Source organism: Pseudomonas sp. GW821-FHT09A09 (genome assembly GCF_059418405.1).
Map to the genome: position 1 here is coordinate 12,199 of NZ_JBWKPU010000024.1, position 25,187 is coordinate 37,385.

The 25,187-nt window shown below is 61.2% G+C and carries 22 protein-coding genes; 13 read left to right on the forward strand and 9 right to left on the reverse strand.

The annotated features are described in order from the left end of the window. Nucleotides 1–60 precede the first annotated feature (60 nt). Nucleotides 61–363, forward strand: a complete 303-nt coding sequence (locus tag AC07OV_RS20175; RefSeq protein WP_495092844.1) for a DUF2288 domain-containing protein — start codon at nucleotides 61–63, stop codon at nucleotides 361–363. A 292-nt stretch (nucleotides 364–655) separates the two neighbouring features. Here the strand turns inward: AC07OV_RS20175 and AC07OV_RS20180 are convergent, their stop codons facing one another. From AC07OV_RS20180 to AC07OV_RS20190, 3 genes are all read right to left on the reverse strand, one after another. Next, the gene (locus AC07OV_RS20180; RefSeq protein ID WP_494997620.1) at nucleotides 656–2,833 is read right to left on the reverse strand and encodes a hypothetical protein; all 2,178 of its coding nucleotides are present in this window, start codon (nucleotides 2,831–2,833) and stop codon (nucleotides 656–658) included. 205 nt (nucleotides 2,834–3,038) lie between these two features. Then, entirely contained in the window at nucleotides 3,039–5,303 is a 2,265-nt protein-coding gene (locus AC07OV_RS20185; protein WP_495092845.1) for a putative bifunctional diguanylate cyclase/phosphodiesterase, read from the reverse strand. A 141-nt stretch (nucleotides 5,304–5,444) separates the two neighbouring features. Further along, nucleotides 5,445–5,810: a YkgJ family cysteine cluster protein gene (locus AC07OV_RS20190; RefSeq protein ID WP_176994757.1), complete on the reverse strand. Its 366-nt coding sequence runs from the start codon at nucleotides 5,808–5,810 to the stop codon at nucleotides 5,445–5,447. A 251-nt stretch (nucleotides 5,811–6,061) separates the two neighbouring features. Here AC07OV_RS20190 and AC07OV_RS20195 point away from each other — a divergent pair, with 251 nt between their 5' ends. Beyond that, a complete protein-coding gene (locus AC07OV_RS20195) occupies nucleotides 6,062–7,408 on the forward strand; it encodes a spinster family MFS transporter (protein WP_495092846.1) in 1,347 nt (448 codons plus the stop codon). A gap of 147 nt (nucleotides 7,409–7,555) precedes the next feature. Here the strand turns inward: AC07OV_RS20195 and rapA are convergent, their stop codons facing one another. Then, complete coding sequence (rapA, locus tag AC07OV_RS20200; protein WP_494997622.1) at nucleotides 7,556–10,402, reverse strand: RNA polymerase-associated protein RapA; 2,847 nt, start codon at nucleotides 10,400–10,402, stop codon at nucleotides 7,556–7,558. A gap of 219 nt (nucleotides 10,403–10,621) precedes the next feature. On the opposite strand from rapA, the gene AC07OV_RS20205 reads away from it, so the two are divergent. After that, complete coding sequence (locus AC07OV_RS20205) at nucleotides 10,622–10,963, forward strand: aspartate-semialdehyde dehydrogenase (RefSeq protein ID WP_176994760.1); 342 nt, start codon at nucleotides 10,622–10,624, stop codon at nucleotides 10,961–10,963. Here the strand turns inward: AC07OV_RS20205 and AC07OV_RS20210 are convergent. The 3 genes from AC07OV_RS20210 to AC07OV_RS20220 form a co-directional block, all read right to left on the reverse strand. After that, nucleotides 10,960–12,141: an aminotransferase class V-fold PLP-dependent enzyme gene (locus tag AC07OV_RS20210; RefSeq protein ID WP_494997624.1), complete on the reverse strand. Its 1,182-nt coding sequence runs from the start codon at nucleotides 12,139–12,141 to the stop codon at nucleotides 10,960–10,962. The genes AC07OV_RS20205 and AC07OV_RS20210 overlap by 4 nt on opposite strands. Further along, the gene (locus AC07OV_RS20215) at nucleotides 12,138–12,608 is read right to left on the reverse strand and encodes a RidA family protein (protein ID WP_494997625.1); all 471 of its coding nucleotides are present in this window, start codon (nucleotides 12,606–12,608) and stop codon (nucleotides 12,138–12,140) included. The genes AC07OV_RS20210 and AC07OV_RS20215 overlap by 4 nt, the downstream gene beginning before the upstream one ends. Nucleotides 12,609–12,698: 90 nt before the next feature. Then, nucleotides 12,699–13,571, reverse strand: coding sequence for a LysR substrate-binding domain-containing protein (locus tag AC07OV_RS20220; protein WP_176994763.1), 873 nt, complete (start codon nucleotides 13,569–13,571; stop codon nucleotides 12,699–12,701). A 99-nt stretch (nucleotides 13,572–13,670) separates the two neighbouring features. Between AC07OV_RS20220 and AC07OV_RS20225 the strand changes: the two genes are divergently transcribed. Beyond that, a complete protein-coding gene (locus AC07OV_RS20225; protein ID WP_494997693.1) occupies nucleotides 13,671–13,865 on the forward strand; it encodes a hypothetical protein in 195 nt (64 codons plus the stop codon). Between the two features lie 143 nt (nucleotides 13,866–14,008). Continuing rightward, a complete protein-coding gene (gene ccoM, locus AC07OV_RS20230) occupies nucleotides 14,009–14,125 on the forward strand; it encodes a cytochrome c oxidase subunit CcoM (protein WP_003172387.1) in 117 nt (38 codons plus the stop codon). A gap of 263 nt (nucleotides 14,126–14,388) precedes the next feature. Here ccoM and AC07OV_RS20235 read toward each other — a convergent pair whose 3' ends face one another. Together AC07OV_RS20235 and AC07OV_RS20240 are read right to left on the reverse strand one after the other, a co-directional pair. Further along, entirely contained in the window at nucleotides 14,389–15,864 is a 1,476-nt protein-coding gene (locus AC07OV_RS20235) for an inorganic phosphate transporter (protein ID WP_176994764.1), read from the reverse strand. 331 nt (nucleotides 15,865–16,195) lie between these two features. Continuing rightward, on the reverse strand, nucleotides 16,196–16,396 hold the full coding sequence (locus AC07OV_RS20240) for a hypothetical protein (RefSeq protein ID WP_003172389.1): 201 nt from the start codon (nucleotides 16,394–16,396) through the stop codon (nucleotides 16,196–16,198). Nucleotides 16,397–16,965: 569 nt separating this feature from the next. Between AC07OV_RS20240 and pcaR the strand changes: the two genes are divergently transcribed. From pcaR to AC07OV_RS20280, 8 genes are all read left to right on the forward strand, one after another. Further along, a complete protein-coding gene (gene pcaR / locus AC07OV_RS20245; RefSeq protein ID WP_176994765.1) occupies nucleotides 16,966–17,808 on the forward strand; it encodes a pca regulon transcriptional regulator PcaR in 843 nt (280 codons plus the stop codon). A 145-nt stretch (nucleotides 17,809–17,953) separates the two neighbouring features. Continuing rightward, on the forward strand, nucleotides 17,954–19,294 hold the full coding sequence (gene pcaK, locus AC07OV_RS20250) for a 4-hydroxybenzoate transporter PcaK (RefSeq protein WP_494997626.1): 1,341 nt from the start codon (nucleotides 17,954–17,956) through the stop codon (nucleotides 19,292–19,294). 265 nt (nucleotides 19,295–19,559) lie between these two features. Beyond that, nucleotides 19,560–20,417 carry a CoA transferase subunit A gene (locus tag AC07OV_RS20255; protein ID WP_494997627.1) on the forward strand — a complete coding sequence of 286 codons (858 nt, stop codon included), beginning with the start codon at nucleotides 19,560–19,562 and terminating at the stop codon, nucleotides 20,415–20,417. Further along, nucleotides 20,417–21,196, forward strand: a complete 780-nt coding sequence (locus tag AC07OV_RS20260) for a CoA-transferase subunit beta (protein ID WP_494997628.1) — start codon at nucleotides 20,417–20,419, stop codon at nucleotides 21,194–21,196. The genes AC07OV_RS20255 and AC07OV_RS20260 overlap by 1 nt, the downstream gene beginning before the upstream one ends. Then, nucleotides 21,193–22,398, forward strand: a complete 1,206-nt coding sequence (gene pcaF / locus AC07OV_RS20265) for a 3-oxoadipyl-CoA thiolase (protein ID WP_494997692.1) — start codon at nucleotides 21,193–21,195, stop codon at nucleotides 22,396–22,398. The genes AC07OV_RS20260 and pcaF overlap by 4 nt, the downstream gene beginning before the upstream one ends. A 17-nt stretch (nucleotides 22,399–22,415) precedes the next feature. After that, nucleotides 22,416–23,120, forward strand: a complete 705-nt coding sequence (gene pcaH / locus AC07OV_RS20270) for a protocatechuate 3,4-dioxygenase subunit beta (protein ID WP_176994768.1) — start codon at nucleotides 22,416–22,418, stop codon at nucleotides 23,118–23,120. 1 nt (nucleotide 23,121) lies between these two features. After that, on the forward strand, nucleotides 23,122–23,688 hold the full coding sequence (pcaG, locus tag AC07OV_RS20275) for a protocatechuate 3,4-dioxygenase subunit alpha (RefSeq protein ID WP_494997629.1): 567 nt from the start codon (nucleotides 23,122–23,124) through the stop codon (nucleotides 23,686–23,688). A 200-nt stretch (nucleotides 23,689–23,888) separates the two neighbouring features. Continuing rightward, nucleotides 23,889–25,184 (forward strand): MFS family transporter, encoded by a 1,296-nt coding sequence (locus AC07OV_RS20280; RefSeq protein WP_176994770.1) that lies wholly within the window; start codon nucleotides 23,889–23,891, stop codon nucleotides 25,182–25,184. Nucleotides 25,185–25,187 lie beyond the last annotated feature (3 nt).

Below are 25,187 nucleotides of genomic sequence, written 5' to 3' on the forward strand. Positions count from 1 at the left end.
GTTTTTCCGCAAGAGCCACGACGTTATGATTGCGCCGATTTTTTACTCAGGTGAATTCCCATGACGCAAGAACCTAGCACCCTCTATGCCAAGCTGCTCGGTGAAACCGCCGAAATTTCCTGGAAGGAGCTTGAACCGTTCTTCGCCAAGGGTGCCCTATTGTGGGTCGACGCCCGCCTGGATTTGATCGAAGCGGCCGAGGGAATGGCTGAGGATAACCGTGACAAAGTCGCTGCGTGGCTGGCTTCGGGGAGCCTTGGCGAAGTGTCTGCGACGCGGGCATTGGACCTGGTGGAGCGCGATCCAAGCCTTTGGGCAGTGGTTGTGTCGCCGTGGATTCTGATCCAGGAAAGGGCGGCGTAAGAAAGGCTCGCACTGAAAAGGTGCGTCTTTTTTGTCGCCCTAAGTGTGTAGCGGAGTAACCGCTGAGGCGGTGATGGCATCTTGCCGTAGAGAAAGGTCACAGCCGAGGGTGACGTGCGCGTCACGGGAACAGTTGGGCGGGCGGCTAAACGGCTGCGGAATTGTTTCTTGGTGTGGCAAGGCTATACATTTTTGTTGCAATACAGACCGTCATCGCAGGCACCCCAGCTCCCACATTTGAAATGCATTCCAAGTGTGGGAGCTGGCTTGCCTGCGAAGGGCGCGCCTCGGTCTAGGCGGTCTTGCCGGTATGGTTGTTCAACGAGATAACCTTGGTCTTGCCAATCCGGTGACGGTAAATCTCGCGCAGGTACTTGATCGACTTCTTCACGCAATCCCGTGACAGGCGAATGTCATTGATCGACACGAACTTCTCTTTGTCGTTGATCAGCTCGCGGTACTTCTTCTCGTACATCGGCTTGATCGCATACCAGTTGGTGTCGAGGATCTTCGCCGGGTTTTCAAACTCGTTGAGCAATTCGTCGATACGGTCTTCGTCGAAGTCCTCGTGGATGATGAAATCCAGGATCGAGTTGTCCAGCGTGTCGTCGAAACGGTACGGGTTGCGCGCAAAGCAGCGTTTGATGAACGCCACGATCAAGGTCAGGAAATCATCCGACAGGCACGGGCTTTTAGCGATCAACGTGGTCAGCGACAGGTTGGCCGACGCACCGATCACTAACGCATAACGCTTGAGCGTGGTGTTGGGGAACAGGCTGTTGAGGTGGGTCTTGAGCCGGTTCAGGTCCATGTAGGACAGCTTGTAGTCCTTGGGCAGCGAGACGATCGACACCACCGACGAGCAGTTCTTGAAGAAGTGCAGGTCGTGCAGCGCGGCGGCGTCGTAGCCGGAATTCTTGTATTGCTCCAGGGACGCCTTGTAGCGCTTGGACTCGATCGGCAACAGGCTGATGCCCTCGATAGCCTGGGTGACCTTGTTGAAGTGCGGCAGGTCGATGGAGCGGAAGAACAGGTCATCGATGTTCAGGCGCTGTGGCTCTTTGTCGAACACCTTGAACTTGTCGTTGGACGGTGCCGGGGTTTCCGGCACCACAGACTCGGCGTAGGCAATCGCGACCGGGCCGGCCAGGCTCATGAACAGGTCGTTGGCGTCCAGGCGGATGGTCTCGCCAATGTCGATGCCCGCACGCCTGAAGTAGTTCTGGTCGTAGTCGGTGGTCACGGCCTGGGCCGTGAGGATGTTGAAGATCTGCTGCGAGATGTACTGGTTGGCGTGTTTTTCCATGGCATTGACGTCAATGTTCTGGATGTTGCCGTCATCGCTTTCTTCGGCGTAACGCATGATGTCGTTGGAAATCAGCATCATGGCGTTCCACGGCCGGATACGCCCCTTCACGCTGGCTTCGCTGCTGTCTTCATTGGCAAAGTTGTACGAGAAATCCCATTCTTCCGACAGGTATTTGCACAGCAGTCGCCCGGCGTTGATGTGCAGCGCCTCGGACATTTCACTGCGGTGATCGGAAATATTCGGCAATACGCAGATACCACTGGTGAAGATCGGCTCGAACACAAACGCGTGGCCGCTCTTGCTGTCATGCTCGTCGGCGGGCTTGGTGTCGAACGTCTTGTTCATGTACGAGTGCTGCTGGGCCAGACCGAACTCCGAGGCCATGCCCGAACCGGTACCGCCGCCGGCGCTGAAGATCGAGAAGTACAGGCGCGACTGGTTGGCCTTGATGCCGCAGGAGTCGATCAGGTACGAGTGGATCATCTTCCAGTCGGGGCTGGAAAAACGCTGGGTGTCTTTATTCAGGATAATCTTGGCCAGGTACTGGCCGAGGATCGGTGCGTTACCGGCACCACCGGCATGGACTTCCGAGAGGTCCATGATTTTCATTTTGCTGTAGTCGCGCAAAAAGCCGCTTTTTTCGCCCTTGCGCGAGAAACGGATACGCCCGGCGATGTCCTTGTCCAGGTCGCCCAACATCACCAGCGGTTCCACCAGGAATACCGGTTTACTGGCCTTGCCGCCGCCCAGGCGCAGGTTATTGCGGATCCACTGGGCCGGGCTGTAGCCCTTGTCCTGCGACTTATCTTCGTTGCTGAACTCGTTCAGGTAGAACTTGCGCGCGTTGTACACCAGTTCCGCCACGTCCAGCGCGATATTGGAGCCGCAACGGCCCAGGCCGATCAGGCACACCGAGGGGAATTCCTGCTCGTTGCGCGGATCGTTGTCACCTTCCAGGTGAGGCAGGCGCGGGAACACCATGTCGCGCAGGCCGTCGAGGTTATCGAGGATGCGGTCGGTGTTGGTTTCGGTGAAGTACAGGTATTGCTGGGTGGCCAGCGGGCGGGCGCTGCTCAATGACTTGGAACCTGAGGGTTTTTCCGCAGGAGCTGTCGGCAACACGTCGGAGATTACGGTGGCAGAGTTATTGTTGGAAGTCATTGGGCGCCATGTACCTGGACGGATGGCCAAAAAGAATCAAGAAGCCATCACTGAATGAGAGTTCGCGACTTTTACAGTGCGTCTTAGTCCGGGACAGTCGGGTTCAACCCTGATTTTTCACGGGAAATCCTGGCCGGACTCTGATGAATCGGCCGTTCGTCGGCGTTCTTTAGCCAAATGATGGCGAAATGCCAAAGTTTAGGCGTCAGCGAATTGGCCTGACGATAGAGGCGGGGCCTACCCGTGTGGGGGAGGGGTCTTTGGGGGAGGGGACGTCCTTGTTGCCCTCCACGCTAAAAGGGTAGAGCGGGTTGCGCATCTGGATGCCTTGCATTACGCCGATGATGTCACTGGCGGGCACGGCCGGGCTCAGCAAGTACCCCTGAATGTAGTCGCAACCGTGTTTGAGCAGCAGGTCGAATTGCGCTTGGGTTTCCACGCCTTCGGTGACGACTTGCAGGTGCAGGGTGTGGGCCATGCCGATAATGGCCTGGACAATTTCGATGTCGGCGGTGGACTTGGGGATGTCCTGGATAAACGAGCGGTCGATCTTCAAGGTATTGAGGGGCAGGCGCTTGAGGTAGGCCAGGGAGGAATAACCCGTGCCGAAATCGTCGATGGCCAAAGACACGCCCAGCGAGCGAATTTGCCGCAACAGCGCCAGGGTGCTGCTGATATTGCCCATCAACGCGTTTTCGGTGACCTCCAGTTCCAGGCGGTTGGCGGCCACACCGGCGAAGCGCAGGGCGTCTTCGATTTCATCGGCCAATTCGTCACGGGCCAGGTTCAGGGCCGAGCAGTTCACCGCCATGGTCAGTTCGGTGTAACCGCGATCCGACAGCAGGCTCAAGTCGTGGCAGGCCTGGCGCAATACCCAGTGATCCAGTTCGGCGATCAGCCCGTTGCTTTCGGCGATGCCGATGAAGCGGTCCGGGGCCAGCAAGCCGTGTTGCGGGTGCTGCCAGCGCACCAGGGCTTCCAGGCGGGTCACCTTGCCGAGCTTCATGTCAAAGATCGGCTGGTAGAACAGCACCAGTTCGTTGCGCGTGCGCAGGGCGGCGCGCAACTCTTCTTCCAGTTGCAGTTCGAGAAAGGCGCGGGTTTTCAGGTTGGAGCTGAAGAAGTTCAGGCTGTTGCGCCCGGTGTCCTTGGATTGATACAGCGCCAGGTCTGCAGTTTTCAACAGCTCTTCGCAGGTCAGGCCGTCATCGGGAAACAGGCTGATACCGATGCTGGTGGTCATTACCATGCGCCGGCCGGCCAGTTCGATCGGGTCTTTCATCCTTTGCATGATGCGCTGGGCCATGTGCCGCGCTTCATCGCGGTGATGGATGCTGATCAGGATGCAGAACTCATCCCCGCCAAAGCGGGCGACCACGTCTTCATGGCTGCGCACCGAGCCCTTGATATGCCCGGCCAGCACGGTGAGCAGTTGGTCACCGGCATCGTGGCCAAGGCTGTCGTTGATGCGCTTGAAATGGTCGATATCCAGGAAGATCACCGCCATCATGCCGTGTGAAGCGGTTTTTTCGGCGAGTTTCTCAGCGAAGATCTGATTGAAACCGCGACGGTTGAGCAGGCTGGTCAGCGCATCGAAGTGCGCCACCTGTTGCAGCGAGGCTCGCGCCTGGTCGAGTTCACTGAGCAGGGCATTTACCCGGCGCAGGTCGCGCTCCTTGTGCTGCAATTTTTTATCCGCCAAGGCTGCGCTGATGCTGCTACCGATCACCAATAACGTAATGACCGCCACCGACAAACCCAGCTGAATCGGGTTGTTATCCACTGGCAATGACAGGTCCGCGCCATTGGGCACCAGCATCTGCATGGCGGCCATGCCGGTGAAGTGCATGCTCAGGATGCCCGCGCCCAGCACCAGGCTGGCGGCGTATTTGAGCAACTGATGAAACACGCCAGAGCCGTTGCGCAGGTAGCTGGACAGCAGTAACGCCGCCAGGCTCGCGCCAATCGCAATGCCGACCGAGGCCACGAACAGTCCCGACTCGAAATACACCTGAGCCTGGGAGCGCATCGCCGACATGCCGACGTAGTGCATCAGCGCGATGCCAAGGCCCATCCATACCGAGGCCAACAGGTATTGATGGAACTTGAGCTGGGCGTGACTGAGGGTTTGCATGGCAAACAGCGATGCGATCAGGGCGATCAGCAGCGAGGCAAACGTGATGAGCAATTCGTAATGAATGGCAATCGGTGCCTGGAAGGCCAGCATGCTGATGAAGTGAGTCGACCAGATACCTCCGGCGAGGCACCCCGCACCCAGCCAGCGCCAGTGGCGGCGAGCGGTGGGGTCTTCCACATGGCCGACACGTTCGGCCATGTCCAGCGTGCCGAACCCGGCCGCACACGCGACCAGGTAAGCCAGTAGCACCAGAAAGGGGTTATGACTGCAATTGAGTAATAAGTGCCCGTTGTCTGGAAGGTCGGTAAAAAAATGCAGACCAAGCCATTCCATAGCATGTCCCGTCATAGCGTCATTACGTCATTGCCTACGGCGATGACCTACGACATCGAGTATAGAAGCCTCACGGGGTTTGCCATGGATAATGGCACTTTGCTCTCAACGATTTTGGCATGCCGGCCATAGCGTTTGATGCTAAGCGCTGATGGGCAGCTCCATCTCGAAGGGTGCTTCCAGGGGCGCCAGGCCAAAGGCGGCGCGGGCTGCATCGCAGTCGACGTTCTGTTCGCCCTGGCTCCAGGACGCATCAAATTCGCGGCAAGGGCTTGAGCGCAGCTCGTAAATCGAGCAGCTGGTGCTTTTGCCCACTTCGCCTTCAAGGCTGCAGCAGCGGGCGGGCTTCTGGTCGGTGCCGATCATTGCCACACGGGTGGGGTTGATCTGCACCACCAGGTCATCGGGCACCGTGCCCCCTGACGAGGCGCACTCACCCCAGAAGAAAGACACACGAAAGTGTGAACAGCAGGCACCGCAATTCAGACACGGACTGGCTTCGGACATGGGCGTCATCGATAAGAAAAGTAGGATTGGGGTGATACGGAAGGCTCGCCATTCTATCCGGGCCATGGCCGTTGGGAAGGGGGGCAGGAACTTATATTTTTGTAGGCGAAGTCCCGCGCTGCCGGGTGAAATCATGCCCTATCAGCTTTACGAATCATTACAGACAACCGGAGCCCGCCTGACTATGTTGCAGGTACCGGGCAGGATGCATCGGGCATCGCAGCTCTCATAACAATAAAAGAGACGGACCCATGCAGAACTCGACCCAAGCGGCGAATGCCTGGCGCATTCTGTTCCTGTTGTTCCTCGCCAACCTGTTCAATTTCTTCGACCGCACCATCCCGGCGATTATCATCGAACCCATCCGCATGGAATGGCACCTGAGCGACTTCCAGCTCGGCATCATCGGCACCGCTTTCACCATCGTCTACGCCATTGCCGGCTTGCCCCTCGGGCGCCTGGCCGACACCGGCTCGCGCAGCAAGCTGATGGGCTGGGGCCTGTTCGCCTGGAGCGGGCTGACGGCGGTCAACGGCTTGGTCGGCAGTTTCTGGACATTCCTGCTGGTGCGCATGGGCATCGGCATTGGCGAGGCCAGTTATGCGCCGGCTGCCAACTCGCTGATCGGCGACCTGTTCCCGGCCCACCGTCGCGCCCGGGCCATGGGGATTTTCATGCTCGGCCTGCCCCTGGGTCTGTTGCTGGCGTTCTTCACCATCGGCGCGATGGTCAAGGCGTTCGACAGCTGGCGCGCGCCGTTCTTTATCGCGGCCGTGCCGGGGCTGATCCTCGCGGTGTTCATGTTCTATATCAAGGAACCCAAGCGTGGCGCGGCCGAAACCGTGCAGGTTTCCCAAGAGCGCGTCGACCGCCCGATCCGCCGTGTGCTGGCGGTGCCGACGTTCCTCTGGCTGGTGCTGGCCGGGTTGTGCTTCAACTTCGCGACCTATGCGTGCAACTCGTTCCTGGTGCCGATGCTGCAACGTTATTTCCTGCTGCCGTTGCAGGACGCGGCCGTCGCCACCGGTGTCATCGTCGGCATCACCGGCCTGGTGGGCCTGACCTTGGGCGGTTGGATCGCCGACAAGATCCACCAGCGGGTGGCCAACGGCCGGCTGTTGTTTGCCGCGTGTAGCCTGATCATCTCTACCGTCACCACTGCTTGGGCATTGCACGCCGGGCGCATCGAGATCGGTGTGTTCGTGGCGCTGTTCAGCGTGGGCTGGCTGTTTGCCTATAACTTCTACACCTGCGTGTACACGGCGATCCAGGACGTGGTGGAACCGCGCCTGCGGGCGACGGCGATGGCACTGTTCTTTGCCGGGTTGTACCTGTTGGGCGGTGGCATGGGGCCGATTGTCGTTGGCGGGTTATCCGATCATTTTGCCCATTCGGCGATGTATGCGGCGGGCGCTGATCAGATGACCGAGGCATACAAGGCGGTGGGCCTGCACGACGCCATGTACCTGATCCCGGTGGCGCTGTTCTTGACCATGCTGTTCCTGTTCCAGGCGTCGCGCAGTTTTGTACGCGATGCCAAGAAGATGAAGGAGGGGTTGAGTGGGGTGGAGGTGCCGGCTTCGGCGGTGACGGCTTAGAACCGAGGTGACGCTATCGCCGGCAAGCCGGCTCCTACAAGGGATTGCGTATACCTGTAGGAGCCGGCTTGCCGGCGATGAGGCCCTGAAGGCCAATAAAAAAGGCCCGCATTGCGCGGGCCTTCATTTGTCACGGTAAGGCGGTGATTAACCCGCGACCAACACCCGAATCGCTTCCAGACGCAACGCCGCCTTATCCAGCATCGCCAAACCTTGCTCGCGCTGGTGACGCAGCGCCACCAGCTCGCTGTCACGCACGGTCGGGTTGACCGCTTGCAACGCGGTCAAGCGCGCCAGTTCTTCGTCGGTGTCTGCCGCCAGGCGACGCTTGGCCTCGGCCACGCGCTCGGCGTGTTGCGGGGTGATCTTGTCTTCACCGGCGTTGATCCGCGGCGTCAGCTGGTCGCGCTGGGCCTGGATGAACTTGTTGGCGCTGGCCCGCGGCACGCTCTCCAACTGGTCGTTGAGGGTCACGAATGACACACGGCTCGACAGGTCGTTGCCATTGGTATCCAACAGGCAGCGCAGGGCGGCCGGTGGCAGGTAGCGACCCAGTTGCAGCGAGCGCGGCGCAACCACTTCACTCACGTAGAGCAGCTCCAGCAACACGGTGCCCGGCTTGAGCGCCTTGTTCTTGATCAGCGCCACAGCGGTGTTGCCCATGGAGCCGGACAGCACCAGGTCCATGCCGCCTTGCACCATCGGGTGTTCCCAGGTGATGAACTGCATGTCTTCGCGCGACAGCGCCTGGTTGCGGTCGTAGGTGATGGTCACGCCTTCGTCGTCGCCCAGGGGGAAGCTGGCGTCGAGCATTTTTTCGCTTGGCTTGAGGATCAGCGCGTTTTCCGAGTGGTCTTCGCTGTCGATGCCAAAGGCGTCGAACAGGGTTTCCATGTAGATCGGCAGGGCGAACTGGTCGTCTTGCTCAAGGATGTCTTCCACCAGCGCATCGCCTTCACCGGCGCCACCGGAGTTGAGCTCCAGCAGGCGGTCGCGGCCGGTGTGCAGCTCTTCTTCCAGGCGCTCGCGCTCGGCACGGGCCTCGTCGATCAGGGCTTGCCACTCGCCGTCGTCGGCGTTTTCCAGCAGCGGCAGCAGGCGCGGGCCGAACTGGTGCTGCAGGGCGTTGCCGGTCGGGCAGGTGTTGAGGAAGGCGTTGAGTGCCTCGTTGTACCACTGGAACAGACGCTCCTGCGGGCTGGTTTCCAGGTACGGTACGTGCAGTTCGATCACGTGCTTCTGGCCGATCCGGTCCAGGCGACCGATGCGTTGTTCCAGCAGGTCCGGGTGGGACGGCAGGTCGAACAGCACCAGGTGGTGGGAGAACTGGAAGTTGCGACCTTCACTGCCGATCTCGGAGCAGATCAGCACCTGGGCGCCGAACTCTTCATCCGCGAAGTAAGCAGCCGCGCGGTCACGCTCAAGGATGTTCATGCCCTCGTGGAACACCGTGGCCGGAATGCCGGAGCGCACGCGCAGGGCGTCTTCCAGGTCCATGGCGGTTTCGGCGTGGGCGCAGATCACCAGGACCTTGGTGCGCTTGAGCATTTTCAGCTGGTCGATCAGCCACTCCACGCGTGGGTCGAAGCGCCACCAGCGGTTCTCTTCCTCGATATCCGGTTGCGACTGGAAGCTGACTTCCGGGTACAGCTCGGCGTGTTCGCCCAGCGGCAGTTCCAGGTATTCGTCGGGGTTTGGCAGCGGGTAGGCGTGCAGCTTGCGCTCCGGGAAACCTTGCACCGCGGCGCGGGTGTTGCGGAACAGCACGCGGCCGGTGCCGTGGCGGTCGAGCAGCTCGCGCACCAGGCGTGCGCTGGCTTCGGTGTCGCCATCGTTGACGGCGGTGAGCAGGGCTTCACCTTCGTCACCGAGGAAACCCTGGATGGTCTTGTGGGCGGCCGGTGACAGGCGGCCCTTGTCCAGCAGCTCCTGCACGGCTTCGGCCACCGGGCGATAGTTCTCGCTCTCGGCGCGGAAGGCGGCCAGGTCGTGGAAGCGGTTCGGGTCCAGCAGGCGCAGGCGCGCGAAGTGGCTGTCCTGGCCCAGTTGTTCCGGGGTGGCGGTGAGCAACAGGACGCCGGGAATCACCTCAGCCAGTTGCTCGACCAACGCGTATTCCGGGCTGACTTTATCTTCATGCCACACCAGGTGGTGGGCTTCGTCGACTACCAGCAGGTCCCAGCCGGCGGCGAACAGCGCGTCTTGGGCCTTCTCGTCGTCCACCAGCCACTCCAGGGCCACGAGGGCGAGCTGGGTGTCTTCGAATGGGTTGGTCGCATCGCTTTCGATGAAGCGTTCTTCGTCGAACAAGGCCACTTGCAGGTTGAAGCGGCGGCGCATTTCCACCAGCCACTGGTGCTGCAGGTTTTCCGGCACCAGGATCAGCACGCGGTTGGCGCGGCCCGACAGCAGCTGGCGATGGATCACCAGGCCGGCTTCGATGGTCTTGCCCAGGCCCACTTCGTCGGCCAGCAATACCCGTGGCGCGATACGGTCAGCGACTTCACGGGCAATGTGCAGTTGGTGAGCGATGGGTTGCGCACGCACGCCACCCAGGCCCCACAGCGAGGACTGCAATTGGCGGCTGGTGTGTTCCAGGGTGTGGTAGCGCAGGGAGAACCAGGCCAACGGGTCGATCTGCCCGGCGAACAGGCGGTCGCTGGCCAGGCGGAACTGGATGAAGTTGGAGAGTTGGGTTTCCGGCAGGGTGACCTGCTCGTTCTGCCCATTGAGGCCGTGGTACACCAGCAGGCCGTCGACGTCGTCGACTTCCTGTACGGTCATTTTCCAGCCTTCGAAATGGGTAATGGTGTCACCCGGCGAGAACCGCACGCGGGTGAGGGGCGCATTCCGTAGCGCGTACTGGCGCGTGTCGCCAGTGGCCGGATAGAGCACGGTCAACAAGCGGCCGTCCTGTGCCAGAACGGTGCCTAACCCCAGCTCTGCTTCGCTGTCACTAATCCAGCGTTGCCCCGGTTGATACTGCTGCGCCATGCTGCCTGACTCCCGCCGTGAAAAAGCCGACTATCTTAACGGAACAAGGCCCTCATCCAAAGGACTCTGGCAAAAACTACTCTGTTTGGGGGGAGGATCGGGAGTCGAATCGACGGGTGGCGGGCACTTGCAAGTGTCGACTGAGTCACAGGTTGGCAAGCCTGTGCTCAAGTCACCCTGCAACCCGCCGACAGCCTGTTGATCAGGAGAACAAACCTTATGCTGCCACCCATGCTGCCCGTCAGCGTTGTGCCGGTCACGTCACAACTCGATCCGGTCCGCCAGAAGCCGGATATCCCGCCCGTGGTGCCAGTCCAGGCGGGCTCCAACGAAAGCACGATCGACCTGAAAAAGGGCGATGCCGAGCAGTCGACCTTTCTGCTGCGCGAAGAGCAACGCCGCCAGCAAGAGCAGCAGAAACGCCGGCGTGAGGCCGATGAAGACCCCGAGGCGCACCTGGCAATCCCCGGCGATGTGCTCAACGCCGACAACACCGTGCCGGTGGTGCCGCTGATTGAAGATGCGCCGCGCCAGGGGTTGTGGGTGGACATCGAGATCTAGCTGCGCAGTTCTCGCAGCGCCGCCATCAGTAATTCGACATCGTGCTCGGTGTTGAGCGGGCTCACCGAAATCCGCGCAATACTCTCAAGGCCGCGCGCCTGCATGTCCAGCGGGGTGTAGGCCACACCGTTGGCGCCAATGTTGATGCGCTTGAGCCCCAATCTTCGCTTGAGTTCAAAGGCGTCCCAGCCGTCCAGGTTGAAGGCGATCAGCCCTGAATGCTGCGTGCCCAGGTCATGCAGGGAAATCCCTGGCATCTCACGCAACGCTTCGCGAAAGTGCCCACTGATTTGCAAAACCCTTTCCCACGTCCGCTCCACCCCCAGTCGATTGGCTTCCTGTAACGCATTGCCCAATCCGGCCAGCAGGGCGTAGGAGGCTTCGCTGGTTTCAAAGCGTCGGGCGTCGTCGCGCAGGTCGAAACCTTCCTCGGTCCAAGGCGCCGAGAGCACATCACGCTGGGCCGGGTTCATGCGCGGGAGAAAATCCGGCCGCACATACAACAGCGCCGTACCGCGTGGCCCGCGCAGGTGTTTGCGACCGGCCGACTTGAGCACATCGCAGTGCAAGGCTTGTACATCCACCGGCAACTGGCCGACGGCCTGGCCGGCGTCGATGAAGTAGGCGATGCCGTGGCGCCGGGCCACTTCGCCAATGGCCTGGGCCGGGTTGATCAGGCCGCCGTTGGCCGGCAGCCAGGTCAGGTCGATCAGCTTTACGCGCGCGTCGATCATGGTTTCCAGCGCCTGTGGGCACACCGCGCCAGTCTCATCGCAGGGGATCACCTCCACCCGCGCGCCGGCTTGCAATGCCACCTGCATGCTCGCCAGGTTGCCGCCCCATTCATGGCGACCCACCAGAATGCGGTCGCCAGGTTGCCACGGGCCCAAGGCCTGGAACGCCATGCTCCAGGCGGTCGAGCCGCTGCTGGTGAAGGCAATCGAGGACGCTGGCGCGTTGAGCAATTGCCCGGCTGCGCGGCGGGCTTTTTCCACCAGCACGGCGCCATGTTCACCGGCTTCCATCGGGCCGTCGCGGGCTTCGCGTTGCAGTTGGTCGATGATGGCGTCGAGGGTTGCCTGGCTCGGCAGGGACGCACCGGCGTGGTTGAAATGCACGATGCCGGATTGGCAGCCGGGCGTGTCGTCGCGCAGGTGTTGGACTTCCAGCGGGCTCACGGCAGCAACTCGAAAATCCCGTCCACCTCCACGGCAACACCGGCCGGCAGGCTGGACACCCCCACGGCGGTGCGCACATGACGGCCCTTGTCGCCCAGGGCGTTGACCACCAGGTTCGAAGCGCCATTGGCGACCACGCTCTGACGCTGGAAGTCGCCGCTGCTGGCGATGAAGACGCCCAGGCGCACGGTGCGCACAAGACGCGTGAGGTCATCGCCCAAGGCGTGGCTCAATTGCCCCAGCAGGCCCAATGCGGCCAACTCTGCGGCCTGGGCGCCTTCTTCATCGCTGAGGGATTCGCCCAGGCGGCCGACGTAGGCCGGGTTACCCTCGACCAGCGGAATCTGCCCGGAAACGAACAGCTGATTCCCGCTGACCACGTAGTTGATGTAGTTGGCGATCGGCTGGCCGGGCGTGGGCAGGGTCAGGCCGAGGGCTTGTACGCGTTCGCGGATGGAGTTGCTCATGGTGAATCCTCCTGGGTTGAGAGGTTCCAGCATGTTGGCTGCACCGATGGGCGACAAACGGATAGATCTCACCTGACGTATCGAAATAACTCACACGTCGCTGCAGGCTTCCTTCAACCATGCGCCGAAGCAGGCCGCCGCTTCGCTGGACGGGCCTTGCGGGGCGATCAGCCAGTAGCCGATTTCACTGTGGTAGGGCGGCCAGTCGAATGCCTCGACCAAACTGCCGTCCTGGAGCCTGCGCTCGATCAAGCGATGTCGGCCCATGGCGATGCCTTGGCCGGCCACGGCGGCTTCGACCACGATGTTGTAGTCATGCAGCATCACGCGGGGGTGGCGCTCCAGGTCGACTTGATAATGGGCGGACCAGTCTGTCCATTCAAACGGGCGGTGCGAGGTGGCCATCAACAGCGGGCCGTTGCGCAGGTGGCTGGCCTTGAACGCCGGGCTGCACACCGGGGAGATCACTTCGGGCATCAGTCGTGTGGCCTGCACGTCGGGCCAGTCGCCCTTGCCGTAGCGAATCGCCAGGTCGACCTCGGCTGCCGCGACGTCTGCCAGTTGAATCGCCGGCAGCAACTCCACCTGGATATGCGGGTAGCGGTTGAGAAACACGGCCAGGCGTGGGGCCAGCCACAGGGTGGCAAAGGATGCGAGCAAGCCGACGCGCAGCACGGTGCTGCTGGGGGCTGTTTTCTGGGCGCGGGTGGCGGCGGCGATGGCATCGAGGGCAGGGCGGATTTCGTCGTAGTAGTGTTGGCCGTCGGTGGTCAGATCGATCGCACGGGTGCGTCGGATAAACAGCGCTTTGCCCAGGTGCTGTTCCAGTTTTTGCACCTGATGGCTCAGGGCACTCTGGGTCACTGACAACTCGTTCGCCGCCTTGATAAAGCTCAAGTGCCGCGCCACGGCTTCGAACGCGCGCAGGGCCAGCAGCGGGGGAAGGTCCTTGTGCAGTGCCACCTGAATGTGCCTCTTGAGCCGGGGAGATAGGCCGATTTTGTGCGATGGCCCGCCTTTTGTCGCCCGCTGATTTGCCGTCGAGAAGAGGAGGCCGCATTATTGGGCCATTCCCGCCACGACGTAAGCCAAGCCATGAGTGATGACGACAAGCTGATCGACCTGAATGCCGAACGCGCCAAGCGGGTTCATGACCTCAACGATAAGCGCCTGAATGAAGTGCGCCAGGCGTTTGAACAGGCGATGCCCCTCGGCAAAGTTAAGAAAAAACCAAAGAACAAACCGAAAAAGCGTTGAAACGCCCTGCATCTATTGATGCAGGTCAGTTATTGCCCTTCTTTACGCCCCGTTGCGGGCGACATTGATCCCCGTCAATTTTCCCAAGTGCCTTCTCCATTAACTTAGCCCTATCGCAACAGGGCAAGCACGGGAGGCCGGTCATGTTTATCGATAATGTGGTATTCGCCGGAGTGCTGACAGTCAGCCTCATGGTGCTGTTTTTTGTAGGGTTTGGAATTTTTATCTGGAAAGACGCGAACAAGCGGAAAAAACCTTAGTTCTTTCCAGGTTACATGAGCACGCAAGGCATTTTGGGCGACTTCGGTCGCCCTTTTTTTTGTGCCAGGAATAACGCTGTCCCACTGTAGGAGCCGGCTTGCCGGCGATAGCGATCTTGAAAGTTGCGGTGATGGTTAGGGCGCCATCGCCGGCAAGCCGGCTCCTACAAGTTTGGGTTGAACAGGTAAAAACGGTTAACGGGCAGCCATAAAAAAAGGTACGAACCTCGCGGTTCGCACCTTTTTTCATTACCGGGAAACGATCAACTGCCCAGCGCCTTCGACGCCAGCCAGAACAAACCGGCCGACAGGCCAACCGTGGCGGGCAGGGTCAACACCCAGGCCATCAGGATGGTCTTGACGGTGCCACCTTGCAGGCCGCTCTTGTTGGCAACCATGGTGCCGGCCACACCGGACGACAGCACGTGAGTGGTCGACACCGGCAGGCTGAAGATGTTGGCTAGGCCGATCATGCTGGCGGTGGTGATTTGTGCCGACATGCCCTGGGCGTAGGTCATGCCCTGCTTGCCGATCTTCTCACCGATGGTCAGTACCACGCGTTTCCAGCCGACCATGGTGCCCAGGCCCAGGGCCAGTGCAACGGCCAGGATCACCCAGAACGGCGCGTACTCGGTGGTGGCGGTCAGGTCTTTGCGCAGCTTGTCCAGGTCGGACTTCTCACGCGCATCCAGGCCCGGCAGCTTGCCGACTTTCTTCGCGGTGTCGTCCAGGCAGAGCAGGTAGCGACGCACTTCAATGCGGTGCTCGGCGGTCAGCGAGTGATAGTCGGACACACCTTTGAGGGTCTCCATCAGCGCGCTGATGGTCGGCTCGGTCTGCTGCGGGTTGCACTGGAACTTGCCTGGCAGGTCGTTCTTCACGCTCTTGCCCAGGGCCAGGAACTCGCCGAGGGTGGCATTGTTGCGCTGGTAGAACTGGCTCAGGTGCACGGTGGCATCACGGGTGCGTTCGATCTGGTAGGTGGTGCTGCCCAGGTCGAGCACGAACTGCGCCGGCACGATACCGATGAGCACCAGCATGATCAGGCCGATGCCTTTCTGGCCATCGTTGGAGCCGTGCACGAAGCTCACGGCCATGGCGGAAATCACCAGCACCAGGCGGTTCCAGAACGGCGGGTGTTTCTTGTCGTCGAGCTTGCGGCGCTGGTCCGGGGTCTTGTGCATCTTCGACAGTGGGCGCCACCATTTCAGGCCGATCAGCACCAGAGCTGCGACCAGGAAACCGGCCATCGGCGAGAACACCAGGGAAGCGCCGATATCGATCGCTTTCTGCCAGTTCACACCGTCCGCCAGGGGGATGTCGTTGATCAAGGCGTTGGCCAGGCCGACACCGAGGATCGAGCCGATCAGGGTGTGGGAGCTGGACGCCGGGATACCGAAGTACCAGGTGCCCAGGTTCCAGGTGATCGCGGCTGCCAATAAAGAGAAGACCATGGCCAGGCCGTGGCCAGTGTTCACATTGATCAGCAACTCCACCGGCAGCAAGTGCACGATGGCGTAGGCGACGCCCACACCGCCGAGCAACACGCCGAGGAAGTTGAACACCCCGGAGAAGAACACGGCCAGGTGCGGCGGCATGGCTTTGGTATAGATGACTGTGGCCACCGCGTTAGCGGTGTCATGAAAGCCATTGATGAACTCGAAGGCGAGGACAAAGGCCAGGGCGAGCAACAGGCTCACTAGAACCCAAGCATCCAGTCCGCTGAATAAATCGATCATGAAGGTTTTCTGACCCGGTCGTAAGGGGGCGCGATTATGCCAGAAAACCTCAGTAATCGATGCATTAGCTGCTCATCGGTAACATTTCTCGACCCAAAGGTACGCCGAAAAGAGGCGCATCCCAGGGTTTTCGGGGCTTTGGCAAGTCTTTGATTTTTAAAGCACGGGGCTGAAAAGGTGGGGTTTTGCCAGGCAAATGGCCTGCGTGAAACATTTGTATGAAATTTCGCTGCCGGCAGCAGGATATTGAATAATCAGGTGTAAGCGAGGTGCCCTCCGCCGGCGGTGGACCGGCAGAGACAGCAAACCCTGGAGGCTCGAATCGAAGCGCTTATGGCTCTTCGGCTTTGAGCTCCTGTTCAATCTTTTGGATTTCCTGGGCAAATGCCTGATCCAACAGGCTGGCTCGTTTGCGCCATGGCTTGCGCTCAGGTTCAGGCTGGGCGGCGTAGGTGGTGACTTCCCCGCCGTAAACGTCCTTGTAACGTTGCTCCTGGCGCTCAAGTTCCGCGCGCAGTTCATCTTTCGTCACAGTGTTACCTAATTGAGTTGAGTTTAATTACCGTGCAGCGTCTTGCCTGAAAGTCGCCCTCGGGGTGTTTCAAGTTGAACGATTGAGCGGTTCAAGTTTGAAAGGCTGCCGAACGTGATTTCTTTTAAGCCGGTACTTGTGGTCGGTGATGCACATAGCCTGCATCGTCCGGCGAGCTCCGATCCCGATTATGATACCGGGCTGACCTCTGCACAGGTTGCATTATAGCGGCGTGTTTGAATAACACTATCTCCATGAAGTTAAAAGGTGCCAGCGTTGTGTGAGCGTTTTGTTACATGGCTGCGTCAGTAGTTGCACAATTCTGGCGTCATAAATTCCCCACACGTTCTAACTACCACGGTATGCGCGCTTTTTATCGCGTTATTGGGTAACGCCCCAACTTGGCCTATCTGCCCGTCGCCGGCGCGGGTCGGCCAAATTGCGATAATCGAATGATCGTCCGATAATCGCCCAATCTTGCCGGCCCCGCCTTGTGCATCCCAAGCGGCGCGGCTTGTAATAGCGGCCAACCCTCCCAGCGGTTGAAAACAAGAGAAAGGACCCTTGAAATGAACGATCAATTGCGCAACTCCTTCGCGTCAGTGGCGCCGCCGATCGTGGCCTCGCCGGCCAAGCGCATCCAGGCGTTTACCGGCGATCCGGATTTCATGACCTCGTTGGCCCGTGGCCTGGCGGTGGTGCAGGCCTTCCAGGAGCGCAAGCGCCACCTGACCATCGCCCAGATCAGCCACCGCACGGAAATCCCCCGCGCCGCCGTGCGCCGTTGCCTGCACACCTTGATCAAACTCGGCTACGCCACCACCGACGGGCGTACCTACTCGCTGCTGCCCAAGGTGCTGACCCTGGGCCATGCCTATTTATCCTCGACACCCTTGGCGGTGTCGGCCCAACCCTACCTGGACCGCATGAGCGAGCAGCTCCACGAAGCCTGCAACATGGCGACCCTGGAAGGCGATGACATCCTCTACATTGCCCGTTCAGCGACGACCCAGCGCCTGATTTCCGTGGACCTGTCGGTGGGCGGGCGGCTGCCGGCGTATTGCACCTCCATGGGCCGCATCCTGCTGGCGGCGCTGGATGACGCCTCGCTGCGTGACTACCTCGACCACGCCGACCTGCAAACCAAGACCAGCCGCACCCTCACCACCCCGGACGCCTTGCTCGAATGCCTGCAACAGGTGCGTCAGCAGGGCTGGTGCATCGTCGACCAGGAACTGGAGCAGGGCCTGCGCTCCATCGCCGTGCCGGTGTATGACGCATCCGGCCAGGTGCTGGCTGCGCTCAACGTCAGCACCCACGCGGCACGGGTCAGCCGCAGCGAGCTGGAACAGCGTTTTTTACCGAGCATGCTCAGTGCCAGCCGTGAGTTGAGTGCGCAGTTGTTTGCCTAAGTGTGCGGTGACCGCACAGATCCCGTTTCGATGAATTGACGATGTTTCCCCTGGCTTATTAAGGTGCGGCAGCGCTCTGTGCGCCGCCCAATAATAATGACGACCCCAGGTCGTTGGCCCGCCCATCGGTGTGGAAATAAGAATAATGAATCAGCCTTCTGTCGGTACCAACCTGGACGTGCAGTCCTTTATCAACGCCCAGCCGCTGTCACGCTATCAGTGGCGCGTAGTCATCCTGTGTTTCCTGATCGTCTTCCTCGACGGCCTCGATACGGCCGCCATGGGCTTTATCGCGCCCGCCCTGTCCCAGGATTGGGGCATCGACCGCGCCAGCCTGGGCCCGGTGATGAGCGCCGCGTTGATCGGCATGGTATTCGGCGCACTGGGTTCCGGCCCGTTGGCCGACCGCTTCGGGCGCAAGGTGGTACTGGTGGGTGCGGTGCTGGTGTTCGGTGCATTCAGCCTGGCCTCGGCCTACAGCACCAATGTCGACCAGTTGCTGGTGCTGCGCTTCCTCACCGGGCTGGGCCTCGGGGCAGGCATGCCGAACGCCACCACGCTGCTCTCCGAATACACCCCTGAACGCCACAAGTCGCTGCTGGTGACCAGCATGTTCTGCGGCTTCAACCTGGGCATGGCCGGTGGCGGGTTTATCTCGGCCAAGCTGATTCCGGCGTTCGGCTGGCACGCGTTGTTGATGATCGGCGGCATCCTGCCCTTGATCCTGGTGGTGGTCCTGATGCTGTGGCTGCCGGAGTCGGCGCGCTACCTGGTGGTGCGCAACCGTGGCACCGACAAAGTGCGCAAGACCCTGTCGCCCATCGAGCCCCATGTGGTGGCGCAGGCCACCAGTTTCAGTGTTCCCGAACAGAAGAGCGTCAAGGCACGCAATGTCTTCGCGGTGATTTTCTCCGGCACCTACAGCGCTGGAACCTTGCTGTTGTGGCTCACCTACTTCATGGGGCTGGTGATTGTTTACCTGTTGACCAGTTGGCTGCCGACGCTGATGCGTGACAGCGGCGCCAGCCTGGAGCAGGCGGCCTTCATCGGCGCGCTGTTCCAGTTTGGCGGGGTCCTCAGCGCCGTAGGTGTGGGCTGGGCGATGGACCGGTTCAACCCTCACAAGGTCATCGGCACTTTCTACCTGCTGGCAGGGGTGTTTGCCTACGCGGTAGGGCAGAGCCTGGGCAACATCACGCTGCTGGCGACCCTGGTGTTGATTGCGGGGATGTGTGTGAACGGCGCGCAGTCGGCGATGCCGTCACTGGCGGCGCGTTTCTACCCGACCCAAGGGCGTGCCACTGGCGTGTCGTGGATGCTCGGCATCGGCCGCTTTGGCGCGATCCTCGGCGCCTGGATGGGGGCGACCTTGCTGGGCCTGGGCTGGAACTTCGAGCAAGTGCTCACTGCGCTGGTCATCCCCGCCGCACTGGCCACCACTGCCGTCGTGATCAAAGGCATGGTCAGCCACGCCGACGCTACCTGAGGCTGATGATCGCCCCTGTTGAAATAGGCCTTTGTAGGAGCCGGCTTGCCGGCGATGGCATCACCTCGATAAGCCTGATTGACCGAGGTGCCTGCATCGCACAGAGGACCGAGTCAGCACAAAAGATTAGCTAGACAACAATCCGTTCGATAATCGAACACTGCGTCGATTATCGGATTGTTCGGGTCATTTCCCCGGCTTAATCTTCAAGCACTCCGGCGCCACCTCAGCGCCTTTTTCGATCCACACCGGGAGCCCGAACCCCATGGCTGAAATTCTTGCGCTGCGCGACGCGGTGAAGCGATTCGTGAACGACGGCGATACCGTCGCACTGGAAGGCTTCACCCACCTGATCCCCACAGCAGCGGGTCATGAAATCATTCGTCAGGGCAAGAAAGACCTGACACTGGTGCGTATGACGCCTGACCTGATCTACGACCAGTTGATCGGGGCCGGTTGCGCCAGGAAGCTGATTTTCTCCTGGGGCGGCAACCCGGGCGTGGGCTCCTTGCACCGCCTGCGTGACGCGGTGGAGAAACAATGGCCGCAACCGCTGGAAATCGAAGAACACAGCCATGCCGACCTGGCCAATGCCTACGTGGCCGGGGCGTCGGGCCTGCCGTTCGCGGTGCTGCGTGCCTACGCCGGTTCCGACCTGCCCAAGGTCAACCCGCTGATCAAGACCGTCACCTGCCCATTCACCGGCGAAGTGCTGGCAGCGGTGCCGTCGGTGCGTCCGGATGTCACCGTGATCCATGCGCAAAAGGCTGACCGCAAGGGCAACGTACTGCTCTGGGGCATCCTCGGTGTGCAAAAAGAAGCCGCCCTGGCAGCCAAGCGCTGCATCGTCACCGTCGAGGAAATCGTCGATGACCTCAACGCCCCCATGAACAGCTGCGTGCTGCCGACCTGGGCGCTGACAGCGGTATGCCATGTACCCGGTGGCGCGCACCCGTCCTACGCCCATGGCTACAACGAGCGGGATAACCGCTTCTACCAGGCGTGGGATCCGATTGCCCGTGACCGTGGGACCTTTACCGCCTGGATCGACGAATACATCCATGGCACTGCCGATTTCACCGAATTCCAGGCCAAGTTGGCCACCGCGCAGGAGGCCAAGTAATGGCTTACTCCACCAATGAAATGATGACCGTCGCCGCCGCGCGACGCCTCAAGAATGGCTCTGTCTGCTTTGTCGGCATCGGCCTGCCGTCCAAGGCGGCCAACCTGGCGCGCCTGACCTCGTCGCCGGACGTGGTGCTGATATACGAGTCCGGCCCGATTGGCGCCAAACCGTCGGTACTGCCGCTGTCCATCGGTGACGGCGAACTGGCAGAAACCGCCGACACCGTGGTGCCGACCGGCGAGATCTTCCGCTACTGGCTGCAAGGCGGACGCATCGACGTGGGCTTCCTCGGCGCGGCCCAGGTCGACCGTTTCGGCAACATCAACACCACCGTGGTCGGTGACTATCACCAGCCCAAAGTGCGCCTGCCGGGTGCCGGTGGCGCGCCGGAGATCGCCGGTTCGGCCAAGAGCGTGTTGATCATCCTCAAGCAGTCGGCCCGTTCGTTTGTCGACAAGCTGGACTTCATCACCTCCGTGGGCCACGGCGAAGGCGGCGATTCGCGCAAACGCCTGGGCCTGCCGGGCGCCGGTCCCGTCGGCATCATTACTGACTTGTGCATCATGGAACCCGAAGCCGGCACCCATGAATTTGTCGTCACCGCCTTGCACCCAGGCGTGACCCGCGAGCAAGTGGTTGCCGCTACGGGCTGGCCGATACGGTTTGCCCCGCAGGTGAGCACCACCGACGAACCGACCGAAGTAGAACTCACCGCGTTGCGTGACCTCGAAGCCCGCACCGCCGCCGCCCATGGCCAAGCGCCGGGAGAAGCCTGATGCGCGACGTATTTATCTGTGATGCCATTCGTACCCCCATCGGCCGTTTTGGCGGTGGCCTGTCCACCGTGCGCGCCGATGACCTGGCGGCGTTGCCGATCAAGGCACTGATCGAGCGCAACCCGTCGGTGGACTGGAACGCGGTCGATGAAGTGTTCCTCGGCTGCGCCAACCAGGCCGGCGAAGACAACCGCAACGTCGCGCGCATGGCGCTGTTGCTGGCGGGCCTGCCGGAGAGCATTCCTGGCGTAACCCTCAACCGCTTGTGCGCCTCGGGGATGGACGCCATTGGCACGGCGTTTCGCGCCATTGCCAGCGGCGAAATGGAGCTGGCGATTGCCGGTGGTGTCGAGTCGATGTCCCGTGCCCCGTTTGTGATGGGCAAGGCGGGCGCGGCGTTTTCGCGTGACATGAAGCTGGAAGACACCACCATCGGCTGGCGTTTCATCAACCCGTTAATGAAGGCCCAGTACGGCGTGGATGCGATGCCGCAGACCGCCGACAACGTGGCCGATGACTACGGCGTGTCCCGTGCCGACCAGGACGCGTTTGCCTTGCGCAGCCAGCAACGCACCGCTGCCGCCCAGGCTGCCGGCTTCTTCGCCGAAGAAATCGTGCCGGTACGCGTCGCCCATAAAAAAGGCGAGACCGTGGTGGAGCACGATGAGCACCCCCGCGCCGACACCACCCTGGAAGCCCTGGCCAAACTCAAACCCGTCAACGGCCCGGACAAAACCGTGACCGCCGGCAATGCCTCGGGTGTGAACGACGGTGCGGCGGCGCTGATTCTGGCCTCCGCCGAAGCCGTCAAGAAACACGGCCTGACCGCCCGCGCCCGGGTACTGGGCATGGCCAGCGCTGGCGTGGCGCCACGGGTGATGGGCATCGGCCCGGTGCCTGCAGTGCGCAAGCTGGTGGAGCGCCTGGGTTTGGCGGTCACTGATTTTGACGTGATCGAACTCAACGAAGCCTTCGCCAGCCAAGGCCTGGCGGTGTTGCGCGAGCTGGGCATTGCCGACGACGCGCCGCAGGTCAACCCGAACGGTGGCGCCATCGCCCTCGGTCACCCGCTGGGCATGAGCGGCGCGCGCCTGGTGTTGACGGCCCTGCATCAGCTTGAGAACACGGGTGGCAGCAAAGGCCTGGCAACCATGTGTGTGGGCGTTGGCCAAGGCCTGGCGCTGGCGATTGAACGCATCTAATAAGAGAGGATTGCTCCATGAGTGACAAGCCCGGTTACCGGCGCCCGCAAGCGGGCACTCAACCTGATTACCTGCACCCGGCCTATCAGTCGACGAACCTGCGTTCGCCGTCCCAGCCGTTGGTGTTCCTGCCCCATTCGTTGTCGGAAATCACCGGCCCGACCATCGGTGCCGAACGGGTCAACGAGAAGGACAATGACCTCACCGCGCAGCACGACGGCGAGCCGCAAGGCGAACGCATCATCATCCATGGCCGCGTGCTGGATGAAAACGGCTTGCCAGTGCCGGGCATTCTGGTGGAGATCTGGCAGGCCAACGCGGCCGGCCGCTACAACCACAAGCGCGATCTGCACGATGCGCCCCTGGACCCGAACTTCACCGGCACCGGCCGCACCGTCACCGATGCCGACGGCTGGTACCAGTTCCAGACCATCAAGCCAGGCGCCTACCCGTGGGGCAACCACCACAACGCGTGGCGCCCGGCGCATATCCACTTTTCGCTGTTCGGCCCCAGCGTGCTGACGCGCCTGGTCACGCAGATGTATTTCCCCGGCGACCCGCTGCTGGAATACGACCCGATCTACAACTGCGTGCCGGACACCTCGGCCAAGGAGCGCCTGATCGCGCGCTTCGACCTGGAAAAAACCATTCCTTCCTATGCCCTCGGCTACCGCTGGGACATCGTCCTGCGCGGCCGCGACGCCACGCCGATGGAGAAATGAGATGACACTCAACGCGACCACGTCCCACACCGTCGGGCCGTATTACCACATCGGCCTGACCTGGCTGAACCGTGAAGATTTGACCACCGCCGCCACCCTCGGCGAACGCGTGGCGATCAGCGGGCAAGTGGTGGATGGCAACGGTGATGTCGTCAACGACGCCATGCTTGAAGTCTGGCAGGCCAACGCCGCCGGCAAGTACGACCACCCGGAAGATGAACAAGACAAGGCCGTCGACCCTAACTTCGAAGGCTTCGGCCGGGTCCCGGTGGATGGGGAAGGGCGGTTTCGCTTTACCACCATCAAGCCCGGTGCCGTACCGGGGTTGAAGGGCACGACCCAAGCGCCGCATTTGGTGGTGTTGGTGTTTGCCCGTGGGTTGGTGAAGCACCTGCTCACGCGGATCTATTTTGACGGTGAGGCATTGAATGGGGATGACCCACTGTTGGCGTGTGTGCCTGCCGAGCGGCGCGGCACCTTGATTGCCAAGCCTGATGCAGAGGGTGTGTATCAGTGGAATGTGATTTTGCAGGGCACAGATAAAGAAACGGTGTTCTTCGATTATTGAGTTGGCCTTGAGGACGCTATCGCAGGCAAGCCAGCTCCCACATTTGATCGAGTTCCAACTCTGGAATGCAATCAACTGTAGGAGCCGGCTTGCCGGCGATGAGGCCCGCTCAGGCAACACCCATCCAAAAGTCTGCTTGCATGACATGGTTGTTGCAAAGTATGTCTAGGCTATAACCGTTCCCACTGAGTGAAAAAAACATGACAACAACAACGAGTCACTACACCGGAGAAGAACGCAGCAAACGGATTTTTGCGATTGTCGGTGCGTCCTCCGGCAACCTTGTCGAATGGTTCGACTTCTACGTCTATGCCTTCTGCGCCATCTATTTCGCCCCGGCGTTTTTCCCCTCGGACGACCCGACGGTGCAACTGCTCAACACCGCCGGTGTGTTCGCCGCTGGCTTCCTGATGCGCCCCATTGGCGGCTGGCTGTTTGGCCGAGTGGCCGACAAGCACGGGCGTAAAAACTCGATGATGATCTCGGTGCTGATGATGTGCGCCGGCTCGCTGGTCATCGCCTTTTTGCCGACCTACAAAGACATCGGCGCCTGGGCCCCGGCGTTGCTATTGGTGGCGCGGCTGTTCCAGGGCTTGTCGGTGGGTGGCGAATACGGCACCACCGCGACCTACATGAGTGAAGTCGCGCTCAAGGGCCAGCGGGGCTTCTTCGCCTCGTTCCAGTACGTGACCCTGATCGGCGGGCAACTGCTGGCGGTGCTGGTGGTGGTGATCCTGCAACAACTGCTCACCGAAGAAGAATTGCGTGCCTGGGGCTGGCGCATTCCGTTCGTGATCGGCGCCATTGCGGCAGTGATCTCTCTGCTGCTGCGTCGCACCCTCAAGGAAACCACCAGCAAGGAAACGCGCCAGGACAAAGACGCCGGCAGCATGGCTGCGCTGTTCCGTAACCACAAAGCGGCGTTCATCACCGTGCTGGGCTACACCGCGGGCGGTTCGCTGATTTTCTACACCTTTACCACCTACATGCAGAAGTACCTGGTGAACACCGCCGGCATGCACGCCAAGACCGCCAGCTACATCATGACCGGCGCGCTGTTCGTGTACATGTGCATGCAGCCGCTGTTCGGCATGCTCTCGGACAAGATCGGCCGTCGTAATTCCATGCTCTGGTTCGGCGCCCTCGGAACCCTGTGCACCGTGCCGATCCTGCTGACCCTGAAAACCGTCACCAGCCCGTTCCTGGCGTTTGTGCTGATCTCCCTGGCCCTGGCCATCGTGAGTTTCTACACCTCCATCAGCGGCCTGGTGAAAGCCGAGATGTTCCCGCCGCACGTGCGTGCCTTGGGTGTGGGCTTGGCTTATGCCGTGGCCAATGCGATCTTCGGTGGTTCGGCGGAATACGTGGCCTTGGGCCTCAAATCCATGGGCATGGAAAACACCTTCTACTGGTACGTCACCGGCATGATGGCGGTGGCCTTCCTGTTCAGCCTGCGCCTGCCGAAGCAGGCGGAGTACCTGCACCACGATTTGTAAGGG

Coding starts and splice junctions, on each gene's coding strand:
- pcaG (WP_494997629.1), top strand. CDS start 23,122: ATGACACTCAACGCGACCACGTCCCACACCGTCGGGCCGTATTACCAC.
- AC07OV_RS20175 (WP_495092844.1), top strand. CDS start 61: ATGACGCAAGAACCTAGCACCCTCTATGCCAAGCTGCTCGGTGAAACC.
- pcaH (WP_176994768.1), top strand. CDS start 22,416: ATGAGTGACAAGCCCGGTTACCGGCGCCCGCAAGCGGGCACTCAACCT.
- AC07OV_RS20260 (WP_494997628.1), top strand. CDS start 20,417: ATGGCTTACTCCACCAATGAAATGATGACCGTCGCCGCCGCGCGACGC.
- AC07OV_RS20185 (WP_495092845.1), bottom strand. CDS start 5,303: ATGGAATGGCTTGGTCTGCATTTTTTTACCGACCTTCCAGACAACGGG.
- AC07OV_RS20180 (WP_494997620.1), bottom strand. CDS start 2,833: ATGACTTCCAACAATAACTCTGCCACCGTAATCTCCGACGTGTTGCCG.
- pcaR (WP_176994765.1), top strand. CDS start 16,966: ATGAACGATCAATTGCGCAACTCCTTCGCGTCAGTGGCGCCGCCGATC.
- AC07OV_RS20190 (WP_176994757.1), bottom strand. CDS start 5,810: ATGTCCGAAGCCAGTCCGTGTCTGAATTGCGGTGCCTGCTGTTCACAC.
- AC07OV_RS20205 (WP_176994760.1), top strand. CDS start 10,622: ATGCTGCCACCCATGCTGCCCGTCAGCGTTGTGCCGGTCACGTCACAA.
- AC07OV_RS20255 (WP_494997627.1), top strand. CDS start 19,560: ATGGCTGAAATTCTTGCGCTGCGCGACGCGGTGAAGCGATTCGTGAAC.
- AC07OV_RS20280 (WP_176994770.1), top strand. CDS start 23,889: ATGACAACAACAACGAGTCACTACACCGGAGAAGAACGCAGCAAACGG.
- pcaK (WP_494997626.1), top strand. CDS start 17,954: ATGAATCAGCCTTCTGTCGGTACCAACCTGGACGTGCAGTCCTTTATC.
- rapA (WP_494997622.1), bottom strand. CDS start 10,402: ATGGCGCAGCAGTATCAACCGGGGCAACGCTGGATTAGTGACAGCGAA.
- AC07OV_RS20195 (WP_495092846.1), top strand. CDS start 6,062: ATGCAGAACTCGACCCAAGCGGCGAATGCCTGGCGCATTCTGTTCCTG.
- AC07OV_RS20215 (WP_494997625.1), bottom strand. CDS start 12,608: ATGAGCAACTCCATCCGCGAACGCGTACAAGCCCTCGGCCTGACCCTG.
- AC07OV_RS20235 (WP_176994764.1), bottom strand. CDS start 15,864: ATGATCGATTTATTCAGCGGACTGGATGCTTGGGTTCTAGTGAGCCTG.
- ccoM (WP_003172387.1), top strand. CDS start 14,009: ATGTTTATCGATAATGTGGTATTCGCCGGAGTGCTGACAGTCAGCCTC.